Source organism: Leminorella grimontii (assembly GCF_039789245.1).
Classification (GTDB): Bacteria; Pseudomonadota; Gammaproteobacteria; order Enterobacterales; family Enterobacteriaceae; genus Leminorella; species Leminorella grimontii.
The window spans coordinates 4,090,904-4,107,500 of record NZ_CP146357.1 but is presented as its reverse complement, the minus strand read 5'-3'; the positions used below and the strand labels follow the sequence as shown (position 1 = coordinate 4,107,500).

Sequence of the window (16,597 nt, the reverse complement as noted above, 5' to 3'; positions counted from 1 at the left end):
GGTAACACGAAATCGTACCCCAAACCGACACAGGTGGTCAGGTAGAGAATACTCAGGCGCTTGGGAGAACTCGGGTGAAGGAACTAGGCAAAATGGTGCCGTAACTTCGGGAGAAGGCACGCTGGCAGTAGGTGAAGTGGCTTGCCCATGGAGCCGAAGCCAGTCGAAGATACCAGCTGGCTGCAACTGTTTATTAAAAACACAGCACTGTGCAAACACGAAAGTGGACGTATACGGTGTGACGCCTGCCCGGTGCTGGAAGGTTAATTGATGGGGTTAGCGCAAGCGAAGCTCTTGATCGAAGCCCCAGTAAACGGCGGCCGTAACTATAACGGTCCTAAGGTAGCGAAATTCCTTGTCGGGTAAGTTCCGACCTGCACGAATGGCGTAATGATGGCCAGGCTGTCTCCACCCGAGACCCAGTGAAATTGAACTCGCAGTGAAGATGCTGTGTACCCGCGGCAAGACGGAAAGACCCCGTGAACCTTTACTATAGCTTGACACGGAACATTGAACCTTGATGTGTAGGATAGGTGGGAGGCTTTGAAGTGTGGACGCCAGTCTGCATGGAGCCAACCTTGAAATACCACCCTTTAATGTTTGATGTTCTAACTCGACCTGCTGAATCGCGGGTGAGGACAGTGTCTGGTGGGTAGTTTGACTGGGGCGGTCTCCTCCCAAAGAGTAACGGAGGAGCACGAAGGTTGGCTAATCCTGGTCGGACATCAGGAGGTTAGTGCAAAGGCATAAGCCAGCTTGACTGCGAGAGTGACGGCTCGAGCAGGTACGAAAGTAGGTCTTAGTGATCCGGTGGTTCTGAATGGAAGGGCCATCGCTCAACGGATAAAAGGTACTCCGGGGATAACAGGCTGATACCGCCCAAGAGTTCATATCGACGGCGGTGTTTGGCACCTCGATGTCGGCTCATCACATCCTGGGGCTGAAGTAGGTCCCAAGGGTACGGCTGTTCGCCGTTTAAAGTGGTACGCGAGCTGGGTTTAGAACGTCGTGAGACAGTTCGGTCCCTATCTGCCGTGGGCGCTGGAAGATTGAGGGGGGTTGCTCCTAGTACGAGAGGACCGGAGTGAACGCACCGCTGGTGTACGGGTTGTGATGCCAATTGCATTGCCCGGTAGCTACGTGCGGAAAAGATAAGCGCTGAAAGCATCTAAGCGCGAAACTTGCCCCAAGATGAGTCTTCCCTGGGACTTAGAGTCCCCTAAAGGAACGTTAAAGACGATGACGTAGATAGGCTGGGTGTGTAAGTGCAGCGATGTATTGAGCTAACCAGTACTAATGAACCGTGAGGCTTAACCTTACAACGCCGAAGGCGTTTTAGAGACGAAGAATTATTCAGTTTGTTCTGCGGATTAAAGTCCGAAGGATTTCGCGGTGAGGCAAGGCGGCAAACGAGGGCGGCACGGGAACATACATAGGTATGTGACTATGACGACGGAGAGCGGCCAACGCAGCATCAGCGTGAAAGACACAGGACAGAGCACAAAGAATATGCCTGGCGGCGACAGCGCGGTGGTCCCACCTGACCCCATGCCGAACTCAGAAGTGAAACGCCGTAGCGCCGATGGTAGTGTGGGGCTTCCCCATGCGAGAGTAGGGAACTGCCAGGCTCTTAATTTAAAGAAGTATGCAGATGTTCGGGCAGTTCGCTACTCGATGGAGAGTAGGACAAAAGGCAAAGCCTTTTGAACGTTGCGAAGCAACGGCCCGAAGGGTGAACCTCGAAGAGGTTTATAAACTGCCAGGCTTTTAATTAGAAGAGGCCACTCGAAAGAGTGGCCTTTTTGCTTTTGTCTAACGGCAGTTCGCTACTTGATAGGGACAAATCTGCCGAAACGCCCGGAGGACGGCCTCGAAGAGGTTCATAAACTGCCAGGCTCTTAATTAGAAGAAGGCCACTCGAAAGAGTGGCCTTTTTTATGCCATAGGAAAATAACGATTAAAATTATATGGATGTGAACTACCTCTCATTTTAGAAAACTGTAGAATAATTTTTGATTTATATGCGAATGGTTGGAAATTATTTCTATAACCATGCTTATTGCATGGCAATAAATGCAATTTTTTTCTTCATTATCATGCGTATGATTTATCGCATTCGCCGCCGAGCGTTTCTCTGCGGCTAGAAAAATACAAATCTAACTTACCCTACTTACTAAATGAGAATGTTATGGAATCAACATCAAGTGCAAGCGTAACGCTGGAAGGCTCCTTACCTGCCGGTCGGGCAACCATGACGGAAAGTGAATGGCGTGAAGCGACCAAGTTCGACGGTACTGACGTCGGTTGGGTGATTATGAGCATCGGCATGGCGATCGGCGCCGGCATCGTGTTTTTACCCGTTCAGGTGGGATTGATGGGGCTGTGGGTGTTTTTGCTCTCGTCGATTATTGGCTATCCGGCAATGTATCTGTTCCAGCGCCTCTTTATTAATACTCTGGCAGAGTCTCCCGAGTGTAAAGACTACCCCAGCGTTATCAGCGGCTACCTGGGGAAAAACTGGGGCATTCTGTTAGGTGCGCTTTACTTCGTTATGCTGGTTATCTGGATGTTCGTATATTCCACGGCAATTACCAATGACAGCGCCTCTTATTTACATACTTTCGGCATAACGGAAGGCCTGCTGTCCGAGAGCCCCTTCTATGGACTGGCGCTTATCTGCATCTTAGTGGCTATTTCCTCGCGCGGCGAGAAGCTGCTGTTTAAGGTTTCCAGCCTGATGGTGCTGACCAAGCTGCTGGTCGTGGCTTTGTTGGGGCTATCCATGATAGGCATGTGGCACTTGTATAACGTTGGTTCACTGCCACCAGCGGGCCTGTTGGTGAAGAATGCGATAATCACGCTTCCGTTTACGCTGACGTCCATCCTGTTTATCCAAACGCTGAGCCCGATGGTCATCTCTTATCGTTCACGCTCGAAGTCTATCGAGGTTGCCCGCCACAAGGCGCTGCGCGCCATGAATATTGCATTTGGCGTTTTGTTCGTCACCGTATTCTTCTATGCCGTTTCTTTTACGCTGGCGATGGGCCATGACGAAGCGGTAAAGGCCTATGAGCAGAATATTTCCGCATTGGCGATTGCTGCGCAGTTTATCAGTGGCGACGGCGCCGCCTGGGTCAAAATCGTCAGCGTTATTCTGAATATATTTGCCGTTATGACCGCCTTCTTCGGCGTGTATCTCGGCTTTCGCGAAGCGACGCAGGGCATCGTGATGAACCTGCTTCGCCGTAAGCTTCCGGCCGATAAGATCAACGAGACTCTGGTTCAGCGTGGAATTATGGTGTTTGCCATTCTGCTCTCTTGGAGCGCCATTGTCCTGAATGCGCCAGTGCTGAGCTTCACCTCTATCTGCAGCCCGATCTTCGGTATGGTTGGCTGTCTGATCCCCGCGTGGTTGGTCTACAAAGTTCCCGCTCTTCACAAGTACAAGGGCGCTTCGCTGATGCTGATTATCTTTACCGGTCTGTTGTTGTGCGTTTCTCCGTTCCTGGCATTCTCCTGATGCTGACGAACGCTAAGCCTTAAGGTTGTTATTATGTCCAAGCCTGAAATGAATCCGTTGTGGAAGCTTTTTATTCTCGCCGTGCAGGAAGAGGTTAAGCCTGCTCTGGGCTGTACCGAGCCCATCTCTCTGGCGTTAGCGAGCGCCGTTGCCGCGTCCCGCCTGTCGGGTCCGGCAGAGCGAATTGATGCATGGATTTCACCAAACCTGATGAAAAACGGAATGGGCGTAACCGTTCCGGGTACGGGAATGGTGGGCCTGCCTATCGCGGCTGCGCTGGGCGCCGTGGGTGGTGACGCTCACGCAGGCCTGGAGGTGTTAAAAGCGGCCTCACAAGAGGATGTCGCGCACGCCAAAATGATGCTGGATGAAGGACGAGTTCGCGTAATGCTGAAGTCGCCGTGTGAAGATATCCTTTATTCCCAGGCCAAGGCGTTTGCTGGTGACGAATGGGCAAGCGTTACTATCGTTGGCGGACATACTCGCATCGTACGGATTGAAACTCAGGATGGCGTTTGCTTTACCCTTGCTGAGGATTCGCAGGATGCGTCAGCAGACGACCCGCTAGCCGTTCTGTCGCACTCGTCACTGGCGGAGATCCTGACGTTTGTGAATCAGGTTCCCTTTGAGGATATTCGCTTTATCCTTGAAGCGGCGCACCTTAACGACGCCCTGTCGAAAGAAGGCCTGCGCGGGCGCTGGGGGCTGCATATTGGCGCAACGTTAGAGAAGCAGTGTGAGCGCGGGCTGATGGCAAAAGACCTCTTGTCAGAGATTCTGATCCGCACCAGCGCTGCGTCGGATGCGCGCATGGGCGGCGCGACGCTGCCCGCCATGAGTAATTCTGGTTCCGGCAATCAGGGGATCGCCGCCACGATGCCAGTCGTTGTCGTTGCCGAATACTTTGGCGCAGATGAAGAACGCTTGGCCAGAGCGTTAATGCTGTCGCACCTAAGCGCTATCTATATCCATTATCAACTGCCGAAGCTGTCTGCGCTGTGCGCAGCGACAACGGCGGCAATGGGCGCGGCGGCAGGCATGACCTGGCTGGTTGACGGCGATTATCAAACCATTTCAATGGCGATTGGCAGCATGATCGGCGACGTTAGCGGCATGATTTGCGATGGAGCCTCGAACAGCTGCGCGATGAAGGTGTCTACCAGCGTGTCTTCCGCGTGGAAAGCGGTGCTGATGGCGCTGGACGATACCGCAGTGACGGGCAATGAGGGCATTGTTGCAGATGACGTAGAGCGTTCAATATCCAACCTGTGCGCGTTAGCCTGCCGGTCAATGCAGGAAACCGATCGGCAGATCATTGAAATTATGGCGAATAAAGTGCGGTAATCGCTTTGTATGCCCCGGTTTGGCTACTGGGGCTGCTTTATTCTTTCGTCTAAAGTTTTATACCAGAAGCAGCGAAATTGCCGGCACGTAGGTAATAATCACCAGCAGCATGACTGCGCTTCCAGCGAAATGCAGCTGATTCAGGAGTTGGGCGCCATGAAGGCGATGGCCGATCACTTTAGCCTAGCCGTCGATGCGCTGCTGGACGTTTAACCATTTCTTAAGGAAAAGACATGAAAGAGTTCGTCACCGCTATCATTAACGCATGGGATCCTATGAGGCTTGCGCCGGGTCGTCTTGCTCCGGACGATGAATACAGTAGTGAGATAAAGAAAATCTGTCAGTTTATTCAAACGACGGAAGGCGTGGATGAAGCAGCGCTGACGCAGGCGATTGAGAATACGTTTACCCATGCTTTTTCTGATTGTTACAGGGCTGGGGGAGAGCGTCGGATTGCCCACGAAATAATGTTCCACCTCATACAAAGTTCATAATCCTGCGTTAAAAAGGGCGCTGATTCACTTTCATGGATGAAGACAACGGTGATTGTTCGGTTTTTCAAGGCCCTGTTTCGGGTTATTAACGTCGTATTTCGAAAGCTTTTCTCCCGCAGGCTTATTTTCCTCTATCTGCTGTCTGCCGCTATTTCCTTGGGGCTGATTCATTACGCGGAGCGTGAAATCGTCGGCGCTACCGAGGCGCAGATCTACGACAGCGTTGAGGACATTCCCGCTCGGAAAGTCGCTCTGGTGCTCGGCGCCAAGCCCAACAACCGCTATTTCACCCGGCGCATTGACGCCGCCGCCGAGCTGTACCATGCCGGAAAGATTCAGTGGCTGTTGGTCAGCGGCGACAATGGCAAAAAGCACTATGATGAACCGTCGGCCATGCAGCGGGCGCTGATGGAAAAAGGCGTGCCGAAAGGCGCTATTTTTTGCGACTACGCCGGGTTCTCAACCCTTGATTCGGTGGTCAGAGCCAATAAGGTCTTTGGGGAAAATGATTTCATCATCGTCTCCCAGCAATTTCATAACCAGCGGGCGCTGTATCTGGCGCGACAGTACGGCATTGATGCCATTGCCTACAATGCAAAAGACTTGCCCAGCGGGCGCGGGAAGTATACCCGCATGCGGGAGAAGCTGGCCCGCGTCAGCGCGCTGTTGGACAGCCGCGTGCTGCACCGGCAACCCAAGTTTCTTGGCCCGAGCGTAACCATTGGGCCAGATACCGACAGCGGTTGCCCGAGTAAATAGCTAGCGAAGCGTTAGTGTTTAGCGGTCAGCCAGGCGCGGATAAACTCGGCGACCTGCGAGCAGTCGTTAATGTTCAGGATCGGGATACCCACATCGAGCGCCTCGTCCGTCGCCAGCGCTATCGCATACTCGTCGAGCAGGCCTTCCAGCGGCCTGCCAACGGCGGCACGGTACAGAGCTATTTTAGGAACCGGCTCCTGCTTAAAGCCCTCCAATAGCACTAAATCGATAAGTAGAGGATCAAACTTACCCACCAGCTCGGGCAGGTTAACCGCCCGTTGGGGCGTTTCCGTCATTAACGCCCACCGCTGGTCGCAGGCGACGATGGTCTGAACTGCGCCCGCTTTACGAAGCTCGTAGCTGTCTTTTCCCGGCGTGTCGACGTCCACGTCATGATGTGAATGCTTTATCAGGCCGCAGCGAATGCCCATATCCGCAAGCATTGGGATGAGCTTTTTTAGCAGCGTAGTTTTTCCCGTACCGCTGTAGGCAGTGATGGCCAGTAGGGGAAGAGGGGCGTTGATCATTTTTGGCGGCTCTCCTGCTCGGCGTCGTCCAGCGTGTTGATATTGCGAAAGGCGCGGGGATCGTCATTAAACCTGACCGGTATCGCGTTCTGCGCGGACATAAAGAGCATCAGCTTGCGATCGCCTCCCAAGAGATAGTCACGCAAAGGCTTTATCAGCCGAGTGCTGATAAGCGCTACCGTAGGATGAGATCGCTCGCCGTCGTCGGCGTAGGCCGCCAAAGCGTTCTGCTTTCCGTTCCATAAAACTTCCGCCAGGTTGGTAGGGATAAACGGCGTATCGCAGGGGGCGAACAGAACCCATTCTGTCGGGCTGTTTTCTAAAACGGTTAAGATGCCGGCAAGGGGGCCTTTAAAGCCGCTGATGGTATCAGAAAGCACCGGATAGCCGCTTTTTTGGTATTCGTCGATATTGCGGTTGGCGCTGATAATGACTCCGTTCACCTGCGCTTCCAAGCGCTGGAGAACGTGTTGATAGAGCGGTTTTCCGCCGATATTAACCAGCCCTTTATCAAGGCCGCCCATACGGGTTGCTTGACCTCCCGACAGTACGGCGCCGGTAAGCGTGGGGAGCGACATGTTATAACCTCACTGACATTCGACCGGAACAGGCGCCCATTTTAACGCGTTTATAAAACGCTCGCCCCGTTTAATTGAATTAATTGATAATGATTTTCATTTTATATTAAACAAACGTCTCTTTATTTATTTCTATTAAAGACGTAATCTATTTTGGTATTCATAAAGTATATTTCTTCCCTTATTAATGAAGGTGTGTGTAGTTTATAACTCTAAAGAGGTATTAATTGCTTATAACCCTAAATAGTTATATTCGAAGAGTGAATTAAAATAGAGTTTGAAGCCTGTCAAAAAACTGAATTTTCAATGACTTTTTCGTTGATCTAAAACAAGTATTCTTTAGGCAAGATATTCATTTCCCCTTCAGTTCGTTATATTTAAACGGATAATAAAATACTACCTTTTAAGTATGTTTCTGGCGTGATAAATCAGTGCAAAGGGACGTATTTCTACTTTCTCAAACGGCGAAGTAAAGGTCGAAAATATAATAAATTGGGAGTTATTACCGTGGGCAAATTTAAGGCAAGGTTATCAGCTGGCTTACTGATATTGTTTGCATCGCTTCTGGCAATCAATACGGCAAGCGCCAACAAGCTTAATGTTGAAGCTCGTAATGAAGCATTTGCGAAAGACCATAAGGATCAGTACGACTCCTGGCGCGCAACCAGCGAATTAGACACGCTGGGCGGCGGCCTGGATGAATATCCCGACATGGTTATCCTCTGGGCGGGCTATCCGTTCGCTAAAGACTACAAAAAAGCGCGTGGGCACTTCTACGCTATTACCGATATCCGTCAGTCGCTGCGTACCGCTGCGCCGATGAAAGATACGGACGGCCCGCTGCCGATGGCCTGCTGGAGCTGTAAGAGTCCGGACGTCGCCCGCCTTATCGATGAAGGCGGTGAAGACGCTTACTTCGAAGGCATGTGGGCGCGCGGCGGCTCTCAGGTCGTTAACCCCATCGGCTGCGCCGACTGTCACGATACGGCGTCAAAAGATTTTGCCGCAGGCAAGCCTGCGCTCTATATGTCTCGTCCTTACACCGCGCGCGCGCTGGAAGCTATCGGCAAGCCGTTTGATAAGGCCAGCCGCTTAGACCAGCAGTCTATGGTGTGCAGCAACTGTCACGTTGAGTACTACTTCTCCGGCAAGAACAAAGCGGTCAAGTTCCCGTGGGATGGGGGTATGACGGTTGAGAAAATGGAAGAGTACTACGACAACATCGAATTTTCCGACTGGAAGCACGCGCTCTCCAAAGCGCCGATGATCAAGGCCCAGCACCCGGAGTATGAGACCTGGAGCCAGGGCGTTCACGGCAAGAACAACGTGACCTGTATCGACTGCCACATGCCGAAGGTACAGAACGCCGACGGTAAGCTCTACACCGACCACAAGATCGGCAATCCTTTTGACCGGTTTGCTGAAAGCTGCTCAAGCTGCCACACGCAGAGCAAGCAGCAGCTGCAGGACATCGTCGCCAGCAGAAAAGAAGCGGTAAGAGAGCTTAAGAAAAAGGCCGAGCGTCAGCTGGTTCACGCGCACTTTGAAGCCAAGGCCGCATGGGACGCAGGCGCGACCGAAGAAGAGATGAAGCCGATCCTTCAGGATATCCGTCACGCTCAGTGGCGCTGGGACTACGCTATCGCGTCTCACGGCATTCATATGCACGCGCCGGAAGTCGGTCTGAAAGTGCTGGGTACGTCTCTCGACAAGTCCGCTGAGGCTCGCACCAAGCTGGCTCGCCTGTTGGCGACCAAAGGGATCACGACGCCGATCGCTCTGCCGGATATTTCCACAAAAGCAAACGCTCAAAAGGCTCTAGGCATGGATATGCAGAAGCTGGAAAGCGAAAAACAAGAGTTCCTGAAAACCCGCGTGGTTGAGTGGGACAACGAAGCCAAGAAAGAAGGCCGCTTGTTAAACCAATAAATGCGACTGGCCCCGCGTTTGGCGGGGCCCAATAAAGGTGGAAATCTCATGAGTAGTTTACGTTTGCTATTCAAAGGCGGGCTATTAATGCTGGCATCCATGCTTGCTGCGACGGCCATGCCGGCGTCGGCGGCGTCGCAGCAGGATGCGGCCGCTTCGTCCGGCTATCAGGTTGAGCTACAGCGTAATCGCGACTACGCCTGTACTCAGTGTCATAAAGAAAATAAGGATGGGATGCACGGCGCTCACGCCAAGGCGACGAATCCCAACACCGGGACGCCGGTGACCTGCACCAACTGTCACGGCACGATCTCGCCCGCGCACCGTGACGGCGCTGCGGATGCGATGCGCTTTAACAAAGATACCTTCCCGGTGGATAAGCAGAATCAGGTTTGTATGACCTGTCACCAGCCTGAGAAGCTGCGCGCCGCGCTGTGGGCTCACGACGTGCACATTCTGAAAACGTCCTGCGCCAGCTGCCACCAGCTGCACCCAGCCGTCGATCCGGTGAAAGGGTTGGACAAAAAGGGCCAAATCAAGCTGTGCGTCGACTGTCATAGCGAACAGCAAAAGCAGCATCAAAAAGAGAAGGAAACGCCATGAGTTGCTCACGCCGTCATTTTATTGCCGGTATGGGAGCAGTTATTTTGACGACCGGCGCCGCGCATCGCGTGTTGGCACAAACGATGTCGGTTAACGGTATTCGCTATGGCATGGTGTATGACGAAACTCGTTGTATCGGATGCACCGCCTGTATGGATGCCTGCCGGGAGGTCAATAACGTCCCTGAAGGGGTATCGCGGCTCACTATTATCCGCACCGGCCCCGTCGGGGAGTTTCCAGAGGCAAAATATCAGTTCGACCGTCACTCCTGTCAGCACTGTGATAATCCGCCCTGTGTGGACGTCTGCCCGACGGGAGCCTCTTACAAAGATGCGGCTACCGGTATCGTTGACGTGAATCCAGACCGCTGCGTAGGCTGCCAGTACTGCATAGCCGCCTGCCCTTATCGCGTGCGCTTTATTCACCCGGTGAAAAAGAGCGCCGATAAGTGCAACTTCTGTCGCGATACCAACCTGGCCAAGGGCAAACTGCCTGCCTGCGTGGAGTCCTGCCCAACCAAGGCGTTGACGTTCGGTAATCTGGACGATCCTAACAGCGATATCGTGAAGCTGATTGCGGATAAGACCACTTACCGCTCCAAGGTACATCTGGGCACTGAGCCGAAGATGTATCGTATTCCGAGCAAACACGGGGAGATTAAAGGATGAGCAGCGCTTTCCACTTTGACTCTCTGGTCTGGGACTGGCCGATCGCCATTTACCTGTTTCTGATAGGCATTTCTGCGGGGATGGTGACCATCGCCATTTTCCTTAAGCGCAGGATCCTGGGTAATGAAGCCAGCCGCGACGGCGTTATTAAGGCTACGGCGATTATCGCGCCGCTGACCATTATCGTCGGTCTGACCATTTTGATTTTCCACCTGACCAAGCCATGGACCTTCTGGTACCTGATGATCTTCTACAGCCCGACCTCCGTTATGTCGATGGGCGTTATGCTGTTCCAGGTCTATATGGTGGTGCTGATTGTCTGGCTGGCCGTGCTGTTTCGTGAAGAGATCCGTCAATTTACCCAAACCCGCCTGACGGCGTTTAGCTGGGTGAACGGCATTATCGTTTCGCTGGTGCGGCTTGAGAAGGTGCTGGAGCCGTTGATGGTGCTTTTGGCGGTGCTGCTGGGAGTCTATACCGGCTTTCTGCTGTCGGCGCTGAAAACCTATCCCATGTTGAACAACCCGGTTCTGCCCGTTCTGTTCTTGTTCTCGGGCGTGTCGTCCGGCGCGGCGGCGGCGGTGCTGTTTGGCGTAACCTGGTTTAAGCAGCCGACGGACAGCCCCTCCATCCACTTTGTCCATCAGATCGAAAAACCGGTCGTACTGTTCGAACTGCTGCTGCTGTTTGCGCTGTTCGTCGGCCTGTTCTTCGGCGGCGGCCAGAAAGAGGTCGCTGCAGTTGCGGCTATTGGCGGCGGATTCTGGTCCAACGTCTTCTGGTTTGGCATTATCGGCCTTGGCATTTTGCTGCCGCTGATTATGGGCGCCGTGTGCAGCCATCGCGTTCAGCACAGCAAGGGCTATCTCGTGACGGTTGCCTGTATGGGGCTTTGTGGTGTACTTATGTTGAGATTCTTCATCCTGTACGCGGGCCAAATGACGGTAGCTTAATGAGCGTAAAAGAAAAGGGAACGGCATGATTCCAGAACTGGGTCTGCTGTCCCTACTGGGCGCACTGGCGCTCTCACTTCTGTTAAGTATTGTACCGCCGGTGGGTCTGTTCTGCCGGCGGTCGTTACTCACTCGCTACGGTGCGCCGTTAAGCTACGGCGCATGTTTATTTATCACGCTTTCCATTGCGCTTTTGGGCTATAGCTTTGCCACCGACGATTTCTCGGTAATGTACGTCGCCCAGCATTCAAATTCTCAGCTGCCCGTCTTTTTTAAGGTTGCGGCGGTATGGGGCGGTCATGAAGGCTCCATGCTGTTCTGGCTGTTTTCGCTTTCCGTTTGGACTGCGCTATTAGCGGCATTTAGTCGCCGTATGGACCCGCAGGTCAGCGCGGCGGCGCTGGCGGTGCTCGGCCTTATCATGGTGGGGTTCTGCCTGTTTATTCTGTTTTTTTCCAACCCGTTTGAGCGCGCCTTTTCTTCAACGATGGCCGCACCGATGGAAGGGCGAGACCTTAACCCGATGCTGCAGGACGTCGGCCTGATTTTTCACCCACCGCTGCTCTATTTAGGTTACGTTGGCTTTGCCGTTAACTTTGCGCTGGCGATTGCCGCGCTGGCGAGCGGCAAAATGGATGCCGCCGTCGCCCACTGGAGCCGACCCTGGGCGCTGGCCGCGTGGGTTTGCCTGACCGGCGGCATTATTCTTGGCTCGTGGTGGGCCTACTATGAGTTAGGCTGGGGCGGCTGGTGGTTCTGGGACCCGGTAGAAAACGCTTCGCTGATGCCGTGGCTTTTAGGCACCGCGCTGCTGCACTCGTTGATAGTGACGGAGCGACGGGGCGCGTTCAGCCACTGGAGTCTGCTGCTTTCCATCTTCACTTTTGCGCTCAGCCTGCTGGGCACTTTCATCGTTCGCTCCGGCGTTTTGACCTCCGTGCACGCTTTTGCCGTTGACCCCGATCGCGGCATCATGCTGCTTCTTCTGTTGGGCCTGGCCGTGATGGGCGCGTTGACGCTGTTTGCGCTAAGAGCCAATACCCAGCCTTCCGCCGCGCGCTTCGGGCTTTTGTCGAGAGAGACAATGCTGTTGGCGGCCAACGTGCTGCTGAGCGTTGCGACGCTGATTGTGCTTATCGGCACCTTTTATCCGATGCTGTTTACCGCATTCGGATTGGGCTCTATTTCCGTCGGCGCGCCTTATTTCAACGCCACCTTTGTTCCGCCCGCGCTGCTGGCCCTGTCCGTTATGGGGATCTCTGCGCTAAGCCGCTGGAAAAGCATGGGAGCGGGTACAGGAAGGCGTCTGGCCGTTTTAGCTCTGTTAGCCGCCGCGGTCGGCGTTGGCGGCGCGCTGCTGTTTGACCGGTTTTACCCGATGGTCGCTCTGTCGCTTGCGCTCGCCGCGTGGGTTTGCCTGAGCAACCTGTCGATGGTTCGCCGACTGTCCTTGAGGCGGTGCGGCGTTTGGCTGGCGCACTGTGGCGTTGCCGTCACCACGGTGGGCATTGTGATTTCCAGCTATTACTCCATCGAGACGGGGGTGAAAATGGCCCAAGGCAGTGAGGCGAGGCTTGGCGACTACCGCTTTAACTATCAGGAAACTCGCCTGCTAGTGGGGCCGAACTATACGTCGGAACAGGCGGTGATTTCGGTGACAAAAGCGGACAAGAACGTGGCGACGCTTATGCCTGAACGGCGTCACTATACGGTAAGAACCATGTTGATGAGCGAGCCGGGCATTTCCTGGGGAATTTTCGGCGACGTGTACGCGATTATGGGGGAGAAGGTGGATCGGGACAGCTACGCGCTGCGTTTTCACTATAAGCCCTTTATCCGCTGGGTGTGGGGCGGCGGCCTTTTGATGATGCTAGGCGGCATTTTGCTGCTTGCCGGCCGGATACGCTCGCGAAAAGAGGTGACGTCATGACGCGCCTGAAGCTGTTTATTCCTCTATTGCTGGTCGCCGCTTTGGGCATCGCGCTCCTGTTTGGCCTGCGTCAGGATCCCCATCAGCTCGGATTGACCCAGCAGGATAAGCCGATGCCGACCTTTGCGGCAGACGACCTGCTGCTACGCAACCGGACATTTTCCGAACGGGACTTTCAGGGGCACATTACGGTGCTCAACGTTTGGGCCAGCTGGTGCCCTTCCTGTAAGTCAGAGTTTTCGTTTTTAAGCAAGCTGGGGCAGCGGACGGAGTTCAAGCTCTACGGCCTCAACTATCGCGATACCCGTAGCGCGGCAGTCAAGGTGCTTAACGAGCTGGGCAATCCCTACTTCCGCTCGATTTACGATCCCGAGGGCAAGCTTGCGATGGAGCTCGGCGTTTACGGCACGCCGGAAACCTATCTTATCGACGCCCGGGGCGCGATCCGCTACCGCTATTCTGGTGAATTAAACGCCGAGGTTTGGAAAGTGGAGTTCGAGCCGAAAATCGGTTCGCTGATGAAGGGGGAGCCGCTGCCATGATTCGCTGCTGGCGCCTGTTGCTGCTGCTGTGCTTCGCGCTGCCTCTACGGGCTGAGATTGTCGATACCTGGCAGTTTAAAACGCCGGAAAACCAGGAGCGGGCCGTGACGCTCGCCAAGCAGCTGCGCTGCCCGCAGTGTCAGAATCAGAATTTGGTGGAGTCCACTTCGCCGATAGCCCGCGATCTGCGCCTTGAGGTTTATCGCATGGTGGACGAAGGTAAATCGAACGATGAGATCGTGAGCGTGATGACCAGCCGATTTGGCGATTTTGTCCTGTATAAGCCGCGCTTTGGCGTGCAGACGGCCCTGCTGTGGCTCAGCCCGCTTGTGCTGCTGCTTTTCGCCGCAGTGGCGGCATGGCGCTACGTTCGTCGCCGGGCTCAACCTTTGCCCGAAATGAGCGACGAACAGCGCCGTAAGCTTGAACAACTGTTGGAGAAAAAGCGGTGACGGCATTTTGGATTGGTAGCGGCATTCTGGCTCTGCTGGCGATAGCTATCGTCTGGCTGCCGTTTTGTCGCGCCGGGAAAGCGCCGCCGCAGACGCTGCGCGAGCAGGTTAACGTTGCGCTGTACCGCCAGGAGTCCGCCCTGGCCGAAAGGCTGTTTGGTTGCGAGGAAAGCGAGCGCCGTCAGGCCGAAGCGTTAAAGGAAGAGCTGGCGCTGAGTCTGTTGCAAAACGCGCAGGACGCCCCGGCTTCAGCGATGGACGGCAAGCGTTCGACGCTTCTGACGCCGGTGCTGATGACGGTATTTACGCTGGTGCTAACGATATGCGGCTACGTAGCGTACGGCCAGTATTCGTCGTCCGCCGAGTTTGTGCGTCAGGGGGGCAACGCGCTGTTTGAAGGTATGAGCGAAGAGCAGATGCAGGATAAGGTGGTCGCCGAGCTGATGCAGCGCATTCGCACGTCGCCCAACGACAGCGAGTCCTGGTTCTTGCTCGGCCAACGTTATCTGAACAGCAATGCGTTTGAAAACGCGCTGGTCGCTTTCGACAGAGTGGCCAAAATTCGCGGCGACGACGCCGAAGTCCTAACGGCCAAAGCGACTACGCTCTACTATCAGGCCGGCCAACGCATGACGCCGCAGGCCGAATTGCTGATTCAGCGAGCGCTGGCGCTCGACCCTAATCAAATTACCGCACTCATGCTTTTAGCCTCCGATCGCTTCCTCAACGCCCAATATCAACAGGCGATCGACATCTGGCAGCGGCTGCTCGACAGCGAGGATCCCCGCGTCGATCGCGCCAGGCTGATTGAGGCCATCAACATGGCGCGGATGATGAAATAATGGGCTGTTAAATTTTTATTAACCCTGATAGGCTGTGCCCGCTGCCGCCGCTTTTTCTACATTTGAAAAGCCTTTATGCGTAAATCACGCTGGTGGCGATTGGGGCGTCGTTACATACTTGCCCCGTTTGTAATCAAGACTAAAGGGAGAGGCGTTATGAAATGCCATCGCGTCAATGAACTTATTGAACTGATTCACCCGGCGTGGCAGAAAGACCCGGATCTGAATCTGGTTCAATTTCTGCAAAAGCTGGCTGACGAAGCCGGATATAAAGGGCCGCTTGGCGAGCTGACGGACGACGTGTTGATCTATCATCTCAAGATGCGTGATTCATCCAGCACTGACGCTATTCCCGGTCTGAAAAAGGACTACGAAGAAGATTTCAAAACCGCGCTGTTGCGCGCCCGCGGCATCCTGAAAGACTAGCCTGAACGGATATAGATTAACGCGATGTGTAGTGGATCAACCATGCCGGCCTTCAATTTTCAATCCCTGCTGCCGGACGCTATTTTAGACGCGCTGTTTGACGTTGGGCTGCGGGTAGACTCCGGCCTGACGGCGCTAAACAGCTATGAAAACCGCGTTTATCAATTTATGGACGAAGAGCGACGCCGCTTCGTCGTGAAGTTCTACCGTCCCCAGCGCTGGAGTGAAGCGCAGATTCAGGAAGAGCATGACTTTGCTTTGGAGCTTGCAAACGACGAAATCCCGGTCGTTGCGCCGCTCTTGCTTGATGGGCGCACGTTGCACCAACACCAGGGCTATTTATTTGCCGTGTTCCCAAGCGTCGGCGGTCGTCAGTTTGAAGTGGATAACCTCGACCATCTTGAGTGGGTGGCCCGCTTTTTAGGGCGCATTCATAAGGTGGGCGAAAGCGGCAGCTTTGCTCATCGCCCCACGTTTGGGCTGGACGAATATCTTTACCAACCTCGGGAAACGCTGGCGGAAAGCGCGCTGGTGCCAAATGCCGTAAGGGCTGACTTTCTGTCCGCACTCGACTGCCTGATTCAGGCCGTTGAGTCTCACTGGCACATAGACTGGGCGCCGTGCCGACTGCACGGGGATTGCCACCCCGGCAATATTTTGTGGAGAGACGGGCCAACGTTCGTTGATTTAGACGACGCGCGCAACGGCCCGAAAATACAGGACGTTTGGATGCTCTTACAGGGAGAGGAACGAGACAGGCTAATGCAGCTGGATCTGATTGCCGAATCCTACGGCGAGTTCGCCGATTTCCCTGTAGAAGAACTTGCGTTAATCGAGCCGCTGCGCGGTATGCGGATGGTGCACTACCTGGCCTGGGTTGTGCGCCGTTGGGACGATCCCGCATTTCCGAAAAGCTTTCCCTGGATAGCCGACGTCGATTTTTGGCAGACGCAGCCGGCGGCCCTGTTTGAACAAGTTAAACGCTTAGAGGCTCCGCCGCTGCGGCTGGCGCCGATGTACTGATTCTTTT

The 16,597-nt window shown here is 54.3% G+C and carries 17 protein-coding genes and 2 rRNA genes (1 of these 19 only partly in view); 17 read left to right on the top strand and 2 right to left on the bottom strand.

Annotation, left to right across the window (positions count from 1 at the left end):
- From V8L73_RS18760 to V8L73_RS18730, 7 genes are all read left to right on the top strand, one after another.
- A 23S ribosomal RNA gene (locus V8L73_RS18760) occupies positions 1-1,318 on the top strand; it begins 1,786 nt to the left of the window's first position.
- 194 nt (positions 1,319-1,512) lie between these two features.
- Positions 1,513-1,628: ribosomal RNA gene (gene rrf, locus V8L73_RS18755) — 5S ribosomal RNA — on the top strand.
- 560 nt (positions 1,629-2,188) lie between these two features.
- Positions 2,189-3,520: a hypothetical protein gene (locus tag V8L73_RS18750; RefSeq protein WP_347253723.1), complete on the top strand. Its 1,332-nt coding sequence runs from the start codon at positions 2,189-2,191 to the stop codon at positions 3,518-3,520.
- Between the two features lie 33 nt (positions 3,521-3,553).
- Positions 3,554-4,864 (top strand): serine dehydratase subunit alpha family protein, encoded by a 1,311-nt coding sequence (locus V8L73_RS18745; RefSeq protein ID WP_347253722.1) that lies wholly within the window; start codon positions 3,554-3,556, stop codon positions 4,862-4,864.
- Positions 4,865-4,873: 9 nt separating this feature from the next.
- Positions 4,874-5,077 carry a hypothetical protein gene (locus V8L73_RS18740; protein ID WP_261832066.1) on the top strand — a complete coding sequence of 68 codons (204 nt, stop codon included), beginning with the start codon at positions 4,874-4,876 and terminating at the stop codon, positions 5,075-5,077.
- A 20-nt stretch (positions 5,078-5,097) separates the two neighbouring features.
- Entirely contained in the window at positions 5,098-5,358 is a 261-nt protein-coding gene (locus V8L73_RS18735) for a DUF1871 family protein (RefSeq protein WP_347253721.1), read from the top strand.
- A 48-nt stretch (positions 5,359-5,406) separates the two neighbouring features.
- Entirely contained in the window at positions 5,407-6,117 is a 711-nt protein-coding gene (locus tag V8L73_RS18730) for a SanA/YdcF family protein (RefSeq protein WP_422655601.1), read from the top strand.
- 11 nt (positions 6,118-6,128) lie between these two features.
- Here the strand turns inward: V8L73_RS18730 and mobB are convergent, their stop codons facing one another.
- Both mobB and mobA read right to left on the bottom strand, forming a co-directional pair.
- Positions 6,129-6,644, bottom strand: a complete 516-nt coding sequence (gene mobB, locus V8L73_RS18725; protein ID WP_347253719.1) for a molybdopterin-guanine dinucleotide biosynthesis protein MobB — start codon at positions 6,642-6,644, stop codon at positions 6,129-6,131.
- Positions 6,641-7,222, bottom strand: coding sequence for a molybdenum cofactor guanylyltransferase MobA (gene mobA / locus V8L73_RS18720; protein WP_027275707.1), 582 nt, complete (start codon positions 7,220-7,222; stop codon positions 6,641-6,643). The genes mobB and mobA overlap by 4 nt, the downstream gene beginning before the upstream one ends.
- A 501-nt stretch (positions 7,223-7,723) precedes the next feature.
- On the opposite strand from mobA, the gene nrfA reads away from it, so the two are divergent.
- The 10 genes from nrfA (at position 7,724) to V8L73_RS18670 (ending at position 16,590) form a co-directional block, all read left to right on the top strand.
- Entirely contained in the window at positions 7,724-9,151 is a 1,428-nt protein-coding gene (gene nrfA, locus V8L73_RS18715) for an ammonia-forming nitrite reductase cytochrome c552 subunit (RefSeq protein ID WP_373876289.1), read from the top strand.
- A 48-nt stretch (positions 9,152-9,199) separates the two neighbouring features.
- Positions 9,200-9,754 (top strand): cytochrome c nitrite reductase pentaheme subunit, encoded by a 555-nt coding sequence (gene nrfB / locus V8L73_RS18710; protein WP_027275709.1) that lies wholly within the window; start codon positions 9,200-9,202, stop codon positions 9,752-9,754.
- Positions 9,751-10,422, top strand: a complete 672-nt coding sequence (gene nrfC, locus V8L73_RS18705; protein WP_261832070.1) for a cytochrome c nitrite reductase Fe-S protein — start codon at positions 9,751-9,753, stop codon at positions 10,420-10,422. The genes nrfB and nrfC overlap by 4 nt, the downstream gene beginning before the upstream one ends.
- A complete protein-coding gene (gene nrfD, locus V8L73_RS18700; protein ID WP_347253718.1) occupies positions 10,419-11,375 on the top strand; it encodes a cytochrome c nitrite reductase subunit NrfD in 957 nt (318 codons plus the stop codon). The genes nrfC and nrfD overlap by 4 nt, the downstream gene beginning before the upstream one ends.
- A 25-nt stretch (positions 11,376-11,400) precedes the next feature.
- A complete protein-coding gene (locus V8L73_RS18695; RefSeq protein WP_347253717.1) occupies positions 11,401-13,305 on the top strand; it encodes a heme lyase CcmF/NrfE family subunit in 1,905 nt (634 codons plus the stop codon).
- On the top strand, positions 13,302-13,847 hold the full coding sequence (locus tag V8L73_RS18690; RefSeq protein WP_347253716.1) for a DsbE family thiol:disulfide interchange protein: 546 nt from the start codon (positions 13,302-13,304) through the stop codon (positions 13,845-13,847). Before V8L73_RS18695 ends, V8L73_RS18690 begins: the two co-directional genes overlap by 4 nt.
- Entirely contained in the window at positions 13,844-14,299 is a 456-nt protein-coding gene (gene nrfF, locus V8L73_RS18685) for a heme lyase NrfEFG subunit NrfF (RefSeq protein WP_027275714.1), read from the top strand. Before V8L73_RS18690 ends, nrfF begins: the two co-directional genes overlap by 4 nt.
- Positions 14,296-15,141, top strand: coding sequence for a c-type cytochrome biogenesis protein CcmI (gene ccmI / locus V8L73_RS18680; RefSeq protein WP_347253715.1), 846 nt, complete (start codon positions 14,296-14,298; stop codon positions 15,139-15,141). Before nrfF ends, ccmI begins: the two co-directional genes overlap by 4 nt.
- A 156-nt stretch (positions 15,142-15,297) precedes the next feature.
- On the top strand, positions 15,298-15,567 hold the full coding sequence (locus V8L73_RS18675; protein ID WP_027275715.1) for a YihD family protein: 270 nt from the start codon (positions 15,298-15,300) through the stop codon (positions 15,565-15,567).
- A 42-nt stretch (positions 15,568-15,609) separates the two neighbouring features.
- Entirely contained in the window at positions 15,610-16,590 is a 981-nt protein-coding gene (locus tag V8L73_RS18670; protein WP_261832075.1) for a serine/threonine protein kinase, read from the top strand.
- The last annotated feature ends 7 nt before the right edge of the window (positions 16,591-16,597 follow it).

Excerpts from the sequence above, each read along its gene's own strand:
- V8L73_RS18750 (WP_347253723.1), top strand. The coding sequence starts at position 2,189 with ATGGAATCAACATCAAGTGCAAGCGTAACGCTGGAAGGCTCCTTACCT.
- V8L73_RS18745 (WP_347253722.1), top strand. The coding sequence starts at position 3,554 with ATGTCCAAGCCTGAAATGAATCCGTTGTGGAAGCTTTTTATTCTCGCC.
- V8L73_RS18740 (WP_261832066.1), top strand. The coding sequence starts at position 4,874 with ATGCCCCGGTTTGGCTACTGGGGCTGCTTTATTCTTTCGTCTAAAGTT.
- V8L73_RS18735 (WP_347253721.1), top strand. The coding sequence starts at position 5,098 with ATGAAAGAGTTCGTCACCGCTATCATTAACGCATGGGATCCTATGAGG.
- mobB (WP_347253719.1), bottom strand. The coding sequence starts at position 6,644 with ATGATCAACGCCCCTCTTCCCCTACTGGCCATCACTGCCTACAGCGGT.
- mobA (WP_027275707.1), bottom strand. The coding sequence starts at position 7,222 with ATGTCGCTCCCCACGCTTACCGGCGCCGTACTGTCGGGAGGTCAAGCA.
- nrfB (WP_027275709.1), top strand. The coding sequence starts at position 9,200 with ATGAGTAGTTTACGTTTGCTATTCAAAGGCGGGCTATTAATGCTGGCA.
- nrfC (WP_261832070.1), top strand. The coding sequence starts at position 9,751 with ATGAGTTGCTCACGCCGTCATTTTATTGCCGGTATGGGAGCAGTTATT.
- nrfD (WP_347253718.1), top strand. The coding sequence starts at position 10,419 with ATGAGCAGCGCTTTCCACTTTGACTCTCTGGTCTGGGACTGGCCGATC.
- V8L73_RS18695 (WP_347253717.1), top strand. The coding sequence starts at position 11,401 with ATGATTCCAGAACTGGGTCTGCTGTCCCTACTGGGCGCACTGGCGCTC.
- V8L73_RS18690 (WP_347253716.1), top strand. The coding sequence starts at position 13,302 with ATGACGCGCCTGAAGCTGTTTATTCCTCTATTGCTGGTCGCCGCTTTG.
- nrfF (WP_027275714.1), top strand. The coding sequence starts at position 13,844 with ATGATTCGCTGCTGGCGCCTGTTGCTGCTGCTGTGCTTCGCGCTGCCT.
- V8L73_RS18675 (WP_027275715.1), top strand. The coding sequence starts at position 15,298 with ATGAAATGCCATCGCGTCAATGAACTTATTGAACTGATTCACCCGGCG.
- V8L73_RS18670 (WP_261832075.1), top strand. The coding sequence starts at position 15,610 with ATGCCGGCCTTCAATTTTCAATCCCTGCTGCCGGACGCTATTTTAGAC.